At 35.4% G+C, this 11490-nt stretch carries 6 protein-coding genes; 5 read left to right on the top strand and 1 reads right to left on the bottom strand.

Annotated features, from left to right (window positions below; genetic code table 11):
- From H1P_RS34500 to H1P_RS34485, 4 genes are all read left to right on the top strand, one after another.
- Positions 1-911: OmpA family protein (locus H1P_RS34500; RefSeq protein WP_144876161.1), on the top strand; the 911-nt coding region annotated here is incomplete at its 5' end.
- Positions 912-1217: 306 nt separating this feature from the next.
- On the top strand, positions 1218-2939 hold the full coding sequence (locus H1P_RS34495; RefSeq protein ID WP_144876159.1) for a hypothetical protein: 1722 nt from the start codon (positions 1218-1220) through the stop codon (positions 2937-2939).
- 57 nt (positions 2940-2996) lie between these two features.
- The gene (locus H1P_RS34490) at positions 2997-3722 is read left to right on the top strand and encodes a LemA family protein (protein WP_144876157.1); all 726 of its coding nucleotides are present in this window, start codon (positions 2997-2999) and stop codon (positions 3720-3722) included.
- Positions 3723-4222: 500 nt separating this feature from the next.
- A complete protein-coding gene (locus tag H1P_RS34485) occupies positions 4223-5713 on the top strand; it encodes a tetratricopeptide repeat protein (RefSeq protein ID WP_144876155.1) in 1491 nt (496 codons plus the stop codon).
- 301 nt (positions 5714-6014) lie between these two features.
- Here H1P_RS34485 and H1P_RS34480 read toward each other — a convergent pair whose 3' ends face one another.
- Positions 6015-8345: a hypothetical protein gene (locus tag H1P_RS34480; protein WP_144876153.1), complete on the bottom strand. Its 2331-nt coding sequence runs from the start codon at positions 8343-8345 to the stop codon at positions 6015-6017.
- Positions 8346-8874: 529 nt separating this feature from the next.
- Between H1P_RS34480 and H1P_RS34475 the strand changes: the two genes are divergently transcribed.
- Positions 8875-11082, top strand: a complete 2208-nt coding sequence (locus H1P_RS34475) for a S8 family peptidase (RefSeq protein WP_144876151.1) — start codon at positions 8875-8877, stop codon at positions 11080-11082.
- Positions 11083-11490 lie beyond the last annotated feature (408 nt).

Below are 11490 nucleotides of genomic sequence, written 5' to 3'. Positions count from 1 at the left end.
CTTTAGGGGTACTATGGGAACCTTTTGTTTCTCAAGCCCAAAGTCAGGGTAATACCATCGCCCTCAGTAGTCGAGATGCGCCCAAAACTATTGTTGATATTATTGTAGCAAGCGATCGCGTTATGGCAAATAATCCCGAAGCCGTTACTGAGTTTATCTCTGCTTACTATCAAAGCATCGATAGTGGACTTCAAGATTCTAGTTTACTGATACATCAAATCGCCATCGACGGCAAAATGGAGCCACAAGAAGCCAAAACAATCAGAAATGGTATTCAATTCTTTTCTTCCTTAGAAGCGCAAAAATGGATGACGACAGGTATTCTACAACAGAGAATTGAAGCTGTCGCTGCTATTTTAGCCCTAGCAGGTAAAATTGAGGACATTCCCGCTGATAGTGACACTTTATTTACCGCCGAATATCTTAAACCAGCCGTCGAGCGTACCAATCGCCTGTTAAAAACGATCTCTGCTGACAATCCAGAGTTGGCACAAAAATTGCAGGGAGTATCGACAGCACCAAAGAAATCTGTTTCTTCAGCCGAGGTTGCAGCAGCTAAACCCATAGGTAATTTGACAGTGCGAGGGGAAGTTCATTTTCAAACAGGTTCAGCACACCTAACGCAAGAAAGCAAAGAAGTTTTAGCCAAACTCAAAACAGAGATTGCCGAGTTTAATCCTGAAAACATCGCGATAAAAGTCCAAGGTCATACTAGCAAAACAGGCAATGCTCAAGTTAATCAACAACTGTCTCAGCAAAGAGCCGAGGTAGTAGTCAAACAACTTCAAGATAACTTACCTCACAACTTTATTTCTGAAGGATTAGGTTTTTCTGAGCCATTACCAAAAATCGATCCTACTTCTCCTCTAAATCAACGTACTGTAATTCGTTTGGTAAGAATTGGCTCTTGAGTGGTAGCAAGTAATACTTTACAAATAACAGTTTTCACAAAATCAGAATTCAGAAGTCATGCATTCGTAGGGGCGATTCGCGAATCGCCCGTACAAAAGTCAAAATTTAGAAGTTATCTCTCTACCCCAAGTAATTTAGGCTTATTTATCAATAGAAACTATAGCAGTACACAAAAGCATTAGGACACTTTTTTAAAGTACTTGCTACTCACTACTTGCTACTTGCTACTTGCTACTTACGAACTAGGAACTTTACTTGTCTTAATCAAACAATAGCAACGGTAATAACTAATTATCAATTTTTCCATGTTTAACTACATATCTAATTCTGAAGCAACAGAATTGCTCTTCAAAGCAATCAAAATTCATAGATACCTCAAATTGACTTCAGAATCTACCGAACAGAATATCAATCTGCAAACTCGCTTCAGACAAATTGGAGTACAGTTACAAAATTACACTCATCCGATTAATGATGCTGTAGCTGTCGAGCAAATACCTTTAAAGATTCGACGTTGCTTTGTCAGAGCAGTAATGTTGCTTACTCGCTATCCTCAACTGGGAGGTCAACAAACTGGAGGAACTTATAAATCGCAGATCGTCAGTAGCTATCGACACGATTCTATTCCCAATTTTTGGTACGAAGCAGATATGGTTGCAAAATTATGTCGATTGTTTCAATTATCGTCCCAATATGCCAAAGACATTAAACATCTATTAACTCAAATAGATCGACAAATTGCTCGACAACAGCAGATAATACAAGCCTTGACAAATGAATTTAATCGAGTTTCCCACCAAAAAGACGTTCTCAGATTATTTCAGAGCCTCTTTGGTGATGTAACTATACCAGAAACTAGTATTAATTGTTTAACTACAAAGATGCAAATTGCCTTTGTAATCGATTATCACAAAGATCGACTCCAAGAAGAATATCTATGGCAAAATTTATCTCCTCCAGAACAACAAACTATTTCCTGTCTTTTTAACAAGATATCGCAGTTTAGTTGGCAACAGTTTGCTCGTTTTCCTAGTTTTGGTTATGTAAAAGCTCCCAGTATAGACTCCCAATTACTTCAGCGTTTAGTCAATGTAACAGGGTATAATAAATCAGAAATTGTAAAAGCGATCGCTACTTCTGTAACTGTGGTTGCTACAGAGCGTGCAGAATCTTTTTTACTTCATGATATTTGGGGACATTATTGGCAATCCATTCTTACTCAGTTTAGCAATGACTATACATATTTAAGCCAAATAGATCGAGATTTAAACCTCGATTCATCTGTGAAGACAACCACAGGAATCATTAGCTTACAACAATTATTTCGCTACCAAAATGGCGTAGTTAATCTTAATAAACCATTAGCACAAAAGTTTTTTCACAGTGCAGCCAAAAAGCGTCTTCAAAGTTTATCAACCCATTTAATTGGGGAAATGTTAGCAGATATCAATGAATATAAATGGCTGTCACAAAATTATGATTCTCAAGACTTATTATTATCAACACGGGAGTCCCCATTCGAGGATAAATGGAATATGCTCTCTGACCGAGAGCATTTCCTCCCGTCAACTTCATATTTCAAAGATTTTCCTACCAAACTAGACCTAACAATTCAAGACTTAGAATTTCTCTATTTACCTCTTTTTGAAACTCTAATTAAATTACCCCTATCCAGTTTAGAAACAGAGTTAATTAATAAATTTCAGATTAAAGATCGGGATATTTTATCTAGCTTAAGGCTAGCGATCTCCGATCTCAATCAAACTTTTATTACTGAATATATTAAACAAGATCGATCGAAATATAACCAGCTTATTTTAAAGCTACTAAGATTCCAAACTTTACTGAATAAGCTTTATACTAAACCCCATAAAAACACTCATATTCCCTTTCAAGATTTAATAATTTTGTTTGTTGGTAATTACTATTGTCCCAACTTTGAGCAAGATATTGCTTCTCTTAATTTAGCTTTAGCTAATTATTTTTTCCCTTGCTGGCTATTACTAAAGAAAATTTCCCTAAACTAGCTATTGCTTTGACAAAATTTTCATGCTTTTTTTAAGCAATATTCAGAACCAGAAAAAATGAAACAACCCAATAATTCTTTCTCTGAAGCCAAAGCTTCAGAAATATTAGAACTAGCAGCCAGATACTACACTGAGGAAAATCAAGCCTATACTGATGAAGAATTAATTCATGCTGGTACAGAAGCCCAAATACCAGATTACCTAGTTATAAAAGCTGTACAAGAGATTAAAAACCGAAAGCAGCAAAAATTAGCACGAAAAAAACGAATCCAATATCGTCTGAAAAGAGTTCTGGGTTCTAGCTTATTGGTCTTTAGTGCGATCGCTTGTTGGGGTACTATTACTTATAACCATCTGATTACTGTTATTAGTAACACTAAAACTGCTCAAAAACAAGTAACAAACCAACTACAAAGACGAGCTAATCTTATTCCACAATTAGTTAATCTCACTCAAACTTATGCCAACCACGAACAAGAAATTATTACTCAATTAATTGTCGCCAGACAAGACTACTTAAAAGCAGATGCTTTTGAAGCAAAAACAAATGCGATCGCCAATATAGACCGAGCAATTTTAAATTTCTCTAATTATGCCACTACTAATCAAAAATTAAAGTCTAGTCAATTATTTATCAACCTTCAATATGAAATTACAGGAACAGAAAATCGTTTGGCAGTAGAAAGAATGCGTTATAACCAAGCAGTAGAAAAATATAACCAAGAAATTAAACAATTTCCCCAGTCTTTAGTTGCCACGATTTTTCAATTTGAAAGTCTTTAGTTTTTGGCAATCAATACTGTTTTGTGGGGATTTAGAACGAGGCTCGAATATTTCTAAATTTTGAAAATCTTAAAATTTCCATAATAACACAGTAATGCTACTAGAAAAAATAGGCATACTTATATTTATTTATCTACTAATAACTTTTAAAATTACGATTTTAGTTGTGATTATTAATGCGATTAGAACAGGATGGTATTGGATTCACTGCTCCCCTATCTGGATTTCATAAAATGGTGTATGTGTACATAGATGAAAGACCATGTGTTTTTTTATTTATTTTAAGATTCTATTGCTTTTCTGTAATCATGAATGGCTGGGGTATATTTATATTTATTCAGGGTTATATTCATATTTATTTAGCAAACACCACATAGACAACTTTAAAAATAGTGATTGATCACTGTATTTTAGTCTACAGTTTCCTACTGATAAGAAAAAACTCTATAAAGGGCATACTGAACTTTAGATAAATAAAAAAAGTAATATTAAAGTCCAGAATGAAAATAGATTATCAACAAGTATTAGACTTAATAGCCAAAAAAGAATATACTTCTGCTCTAGTAATTCTTAACCAAATTTTAGAACAAGATTCTACTTTTGCCGATGCTTATTACCAAAGAGGAGAAGTTAAAGAAAAACTACAAGATTTTACAGGCGCGATCGCAGATTATACCCAAGTCATTTATTTACAACCCACGGTTAAAGCTTACATTAGTATTGCTCTCATTAAATTTTCTCAAAACGAGCTTACCGCAGTAATCACTAATACTAAATTGGCAATAGATATAGATGATAGCTCACCGATTGCTCATCGTTTATTGGCACAGGCTTATCAAAGGCAAAATCAAATTACCGCAGCAATTGATACTTACAAAAAAGCCACTCGTTGCTATCTAGAAAAAGGAGATAAAAAAAATGCTCGTTATTGTTTTGAGCAGATTGAAAAACTCAATAAACAAATAAAAAAATCACCTCAAAAAATTACAACCACTTACTTATCTGTTAATCACACTGTTGTTCCAGATTTCTTGAGAAATGCGATCGCCAAAGCAGAAGCAGGAAACTATTATGCAGCCTTAACCGATCTTAATTGGCTTTTAAATATCGAGCCTCATAATCCAGAAGCTCTTTGCCACAGAGGCTTAATTGCTGCCAAATTAGGCGATCGTAAAAAGGCTATTACCGATCTAGCTCAAGCAGTTCAAATTGAACCCCATAATCAAAAATGGCAGTATCAAAGAGGAATGGCTCGTCTTGATTTAGGAGACGCTTATGGTGCGCTGCAAGACTTTAGCGAACTCTTAAAAAGAGAGCCAACTAATGCCGATTTTTTATTACAAAGAGGTCAAGCTTATGTGCAATTAAAACAATATGATGAAGCTTTTAAAGACTATGCCAATGCCTTAGCCATTGAACCCAATAATGGAGAATTATATCTTAGTAATGGGAAGCTTCAAGAATTATTAGAAAATACTGAAGATGCCATAGTAAACTATCAAAAAGCAGCAATGATTTTCCTCAATCAAGGAAACCATCAAAAGCATCAAAAAGCTCAAGCAAAAATTCAAGCAATCAAAGCAAATATTCGCCAACAACAAACAGAAGCAGAAAAGATTATTCACATTCCGATTAAATACTTTACTTCCCATCGTGGTAGTGCCGTAGTCGAAGTTATGTTTAATCAAAAATACACCTTCGATCTCATAGTAGATACAGGTGCAACTATGACTATGTTGACTGAAAAAATGCAGAGAGCAATGCGATTAAATACTATTGATAGAACATGGTGTGGTGTAGCTGATGGTCGCTATGTAGAATTAGATGTTTGTCATGTCAATTCTTTAACAGTACAAAAAGCAACAGTTAATCATCTTGATGTTTTAGTTGCTCCCAGAGAAACAAGAGCCGAAGGACTTTTAGGTCAAGATTTTTTACGCAATTATGAGGTACGTATCTTAAGAGAAGAAATTCATTTATATCCTCATTAAACAAAGCTGTAAGCTATAAGCTAATAATCACGTAGATAAGGACTTACTAATAACATCGAACCCATTTGATATCTAATTGAGCGCAAGTCTAGTGAAGTAAAAGATTTAATTATTAAATGGAGAAGAAAATTGAAAAATAAAGGCAATGTTGTTAATGCAATTTAAATGCACAACAGCTTATCTATATAATCTAATATAGCGTTATCATCGATTCTATCTTTTAGAAGTGATTTCAGAATCAAAAAAGCCTAATTTACTATCCCTTAATAGAAAATCGCATCACAAATCACCAAAAAATAATTTAAGAATTTAGCTTTTGCAAACTAGAAACGCTGTATTTAATTTTTAAAGTTTTTCTAGCTTTTTCTTGTATTTCTGTATCAGAGCTTGTTGCTAACTTTTCTAATGTTTCCATAGAAGCATTAATATTATCTGCAATATGTACTTGTAAAGTGGGCAAGCAAACATTGGGATTTAAATCTGGTTTTGTCGGAATGTTAAAAGCTAGATAATCTAGATAAATAGGAGCTATATTTTTGTTTTGAGCTATCTTTTGCATTATTGACAGAGAGTAATACTGAGAAATTGCTTCTAAAGATAAGCTTTGCGAAAAATCACTACCATCTACCAAAATTCTTTCTAACAGTGCTAATTGAATTTCTTGATGGGTTTCGCCGATTGTGCCGATCATTAGGGAGTAATCTTGAGAGATCGCTTCAAGGTAGGAGCTTTGAGAAAAATTACTATCATTTATCAAGTTATTTTCTCGCAGTAATGATAGACCTTCTTTATAAGATTCGCTGATTCTTTCTCGCAGTCCTGGCGGAAATTCTTTATAAAATTCGCTGTTTCTGTTGATAATTTTAGCCATAGTTGTATTAGATAGGTTTTTATTTTGAACTGCCATAAAACGAACTCTAGGGCTAAGATCTTTAGCTAAGAAATCGAGAATATGTGCGGGGGTGCTAGGATTGCGAGCGACGCTAGCGCGAATTTTGTCTTTACTTTCCTTGGCTAAATTTTCTAGGATTGGAACTGGCAGATTGGGATTCTCAGCAAGTTCGGTTTTTAGATAGATGCCTTTTTTAGCTGCCAGCATTTCTAAAATTGGAATAGGAGTATTTTTGCATCTTGCCACATCGCTGGTCATTTTATTATTTTGAATAAAATATTCAAAAACATCTGCAGGAGTACTTGGATTGTTAATAACATATAAACGAATCGAATGAGCGCGTTTTTTAGATAATTCTCTCAGAACTTTTTGAAAAGTAATCGGGTTGCTAGCAATAGAATACTCACTTACTTTTTTATTTTCTGCTATTTCTTTTTTAATTATTAAAGGTGTATTTTGATGATGGTATAGAGCCTTATATATTTTGGAAACTTGATTTCGATCTGTATAACTTGCTTCATTTTTACTTAGTTCGCGATAAATAATCTCTAGAGCTTGATTCGGTGTATTAAAGTTGTTTGCCAAGTATAACCATGGCTTGAGAATATTGGAGTAAATAGTGCAACTTTCTGTTATTTGAAGTAGAATATCTGGCTCTACAAAATTAGACTGAGCAAGCTGTGACAAAACTCCCCTATAGTTAATTGAACTAATAAGATCGACCAACTGCATTTTTATAGATAGTTCTACTTGATTATTTTCAATGAGATTTCTATAGCATTTAGATAAAACATATTTGTTTGGACGCAATTTACTTTTAGTCTGAATTATTTGATTCAAGCGGGAATATTCAATCAATCGCGAAGCAATACCCTTTAAAGTATCAACGGAAAAGTTCGGATGAATGGTAATGCATTCTAATATTGTCGAATCATCTTCCCGCGCTAGCTGTCGCAAAATGTTGGCTGGAGTATTCATATAATCTGCCACCATTCGGCGTATCTTTAAATGGGGATTTTTTGCCAATTTTTCTAAAGTTGAAGGGTTTGGTCTTGCTGTTCCATCAATAAATTTAATAATATTCAGTACAGAGTCAGTAAAATTAGGATGTTTCAAAAGAGAATCTCTAACAATACTTTCTTCGGTAGCTGCTACTATCTCTAAAATAGAAGTAGGTGTATGAGGATTTTGAGTAATAGCTAAAAGAACTCTTAAGTCGCGATCTCTTGCTAAAATTTCTAATATCTCTGAGGAAACGCTTTTATTTCTGGCTACTGCTTGCCTAACAACATAATTTTTAGAACTAGCTAATTTTTTTAGTATCGACAAAGGCGTTTGCGGATTTGCAGCAATTCCCACTTGAAGCGATAGAATCTCTGATAGCTTTTCTAAAATATCAAGAGGAGTATTAAGATTACCAGCAATTGCGTATAAAAGATTGAAATCGTTTGACTCGGCTAACTTGACGAGAGTTTTTGGTTCTGTTGTGGAGCTACGAGCTAAGGATAATCTAACAAATTCGCTTTCTGGATTTTCTAGCAAAAGCAAATAAAAAATAGGATTATTCGTAATTTCTTCGGGAAACTCTGCTCCTAATTTTTCTAATACTATTACAGGAGTATTAGGATTCCCAGCAACATATTTACGAGTTTGATAATCTTTATTTCTAGCTAGTTTTTCTAACTTCTCTGGTGTAGTATTTTCATCTTGGGCTAATTGTCTTGCTTGCCGAATATCCATCAAAATTAATAAGCGTCAACGATTCATTAATCCAGGTTAACGCGATAAAAATTCTCTCGCAGAATAAAATAGCTGTTCAGCGAAGAAATTTACTTAAGTCCTCATTAACAATTCAAAATTCAAAATTATATTGAAGTGTTATTTAAAGAAAATCATGAACTTTATGAATGATTTTTCTGAACTTTTTACGGTTAAAAAAACATGAATTCAACCCCATTGATTATTTTAGAGTAATCTGAAATAGTTGAATTATAAGCTGTTTCTTTACCCAGAAGAAATAATCATAAAAATAAAAACATACTGTCTAGAAAAGCGGTCTGCTAAAGGCAGCACTTCGCGATCGCCTTTTTAAAACATTTATATAACTTAACCTTAATCTCGGAAAAGATTAGAAGTTGGAACTTATTTTAAGAAGGATATCTAGAACCGTGTAAATACTAAGAAATTTCTCGCAAGCTTTGTAGCATAAATTATATCAGTGGGATTTATCACCACAGATTAATTTATCAAAACAAGGAGACAAATAACTATGACTACTTCTGATTTTGATATCACAACTATCGGCGATCGAGATCCCTTATTCGATCTACAATGGTATCTGCAAAACACTGGTCAGACAGGAGGAACACCAGAAGCAGATGCCAATATTGTGGATGCTTGGTCAACTGCTACAGGAGAAGGAGTAGTTATCGGTATTGTTGATGATGGAGTACAATACACACACTCCGATCTGAATGATAATTATAACTCTGCTCTAAGTTATGATTTTCAATCCGATGATAGCGATCCTTTTCCTTTAATATCAGAAAATCACGGTACTCGGGTAGCTGGTATAGCAGTAGGAGAAGGAAATAACGATCTTGGAATTATTGGTGCAGCACCAGACGCTACTTTTGCTAGTTTACGAGTAGATTTCTCTTCTGCGATAGAAGACTATCTTGCCTTATCTTATCAAAATCAAGACATCGACATTTATAGTAACAGTTGGAGTATGGCTGAGAATTTTGTCGAGCCTCCACAACTAGCTCAAGATGCCATAGAAAATAACACTGAAGAAGGTCGCGGAGGATTGGGCAATATCTATGTATTTGCAGCAGGAAACAATGCTTTAGAAGAAGATAACGTTAACTACGATCGCTATACCAACTCTCGTTATACCATTGCAGTGGGAGCAATCGATCGTAACGGAGAACATTCAAATTACAGTAATCCAGGTGCATCACTGCTAATTTCTGCATATTCGAGTAACGATGATATTGGAGTTGTCACTACAGACAATGGTACGATTATAAATCCTGATTCCTATACGGAAGATTTTGGGGGAACATCTGCTGCAACTCCTTTAGTATCTGGAGTAATTGCTTTAATGCTAGAAGCCAACCCTAATCTTACTTGGCGCGACGTACAGCATATTCTAGTCGAAACAGCAGAAAAAAACGACCCTAACGATTTAGACTGGGTACAAAATGGCGCAGGACACGATGTCAATTACAAGTATGGTTTTGGTGGTATTGATGCTACCGCAGCCGTTAATTCAGCTTTAAATTGGGAAAGCGTAGCCGAAGAAGTTTCCCTTACTTCTGAGCAAATTAATGTTAACTCTCTAATTCCTGATAACAATCCAGTAGGAATTAGTTCCAGCTTTAATATAGAAGAAGATATTGATGTGGAATGGGTAGAAGTCGTCTTTGATGCAGAACATACTTGGCGAGGCGATTTAGAAATAGTCTTGACTTCTCCTGATGGAACACAATCAGTATTAGCAGAATTTCGTGACGATGATGGATATAACTATGACAATTGGATGTTTACCTCTGCTTGTCATTGGGGGGAATCTTCTCAAGGAGAATGGACACTGACTGTCTCAGATAACAAAAATTTGATTAGTGGTACTTGGAATTCTTGGGAAATCAATCTTTATGGCACTGCAAACGAACCTGTTGATAGTCCGCCTACAGTTGTCACTCCCATTGCCGATCTCACAGTCACCGAAGATGATGCCAATCAGACTATCGATTTAAGTGATGTCTTTCAAGATGCCGATGGCGATGAGATTACCATTGCAGTGGGAGCTAACAGTAATGATCGATTAGTCTCTACCACGATTGAAGATGATAGCCTGACTCTCGATTTTGCCGAAAATCAATCAGGAACAGCAGAGATTACCCTCCGTGCTACGGCTAACGAACAAACTGTGGATGATACCTTTACCGTTACTGTGGAACCTGAAGAAGTATCCGAACCTATCGATTTATTTCGTTTCCACAACACTACCTATGAAACAGGAACTTATATTTTTGTTAATGCAGAGGAAAGAGATGCGATTATCAGCGATTCTGAGTTGAGAGAAATTTTTGCATTAGATGGTATCAGTCCTGCTTTTACTGCTAGTCTTGTGGATGGAGATGATTTAGCTCCTGTCTACCGTATTAGAAGCCTGGAGACACCTGGTACTTATGCATTTGTTGGACAACAGGAAAGAGATGCTATTTTTGCCGACCCAAACCTCAGAGAAATTTATGAAGCAGAAGGTTTAGATAGTGAAGGTAATGATGTTGCAGATTTCTATCTTCATCCAGCTGATGCAGGTTTAGGCACTGAAATTAATCGTTTTCAGAATACGCAAAATGGAACATTCCTCTATGCCAGTCCAGCAGAAACAGAAGCTATCATAAACGATCCCAATTTATCTAGTATTTTTACCAATCAAGGTGTTGCTTTCAATTCTTTAGAATAATTGAATATAATAACTTTTCGAGCCTAACTTAAATGAGATCGAGTTTTTGATTTCTCACCACCAATGTTAAAACATCAATCTGACCATCTTGTCGATATTCTGTATGAGGTCTATCTGCAACAATAGTGTAAGCTCCGAAAATCTGAGATTTCCAAGATTCAGGTGTCCAGAAATTGCGATAAATCCCATAATCATCTATATGCCCTTCTGGATTATTTTCGGCATTAAACGTTTTGGCGTTGCTGATTTAGCGAACGAGTGCGCGACAGCTTCGCTAGTCCTTTAGGGGTCTTGGGCGGGGCAGAAGAGTTCTGCCGTGAAACGACAGAATCAGCCCCTTGGGTTTCCCTCAATGAGCAACTCGTTCAAGACAGGTATGAAACCGATAGTAATACTGTTCGGAGCTTC

It is taken from the genome of Hyella patelloides LEGE 07179 (assembly GCF_900659865.1).
Classification (GTDB): Bacteria; Cyanobacteriota; Cyanobacteriia; order Cyanobacteriales; family Xenococcaceae; genus Hyella; species Hyella patelloides.
This window is presented reverse-complemented; position numbering and strand designations above follow the sequence as displayed.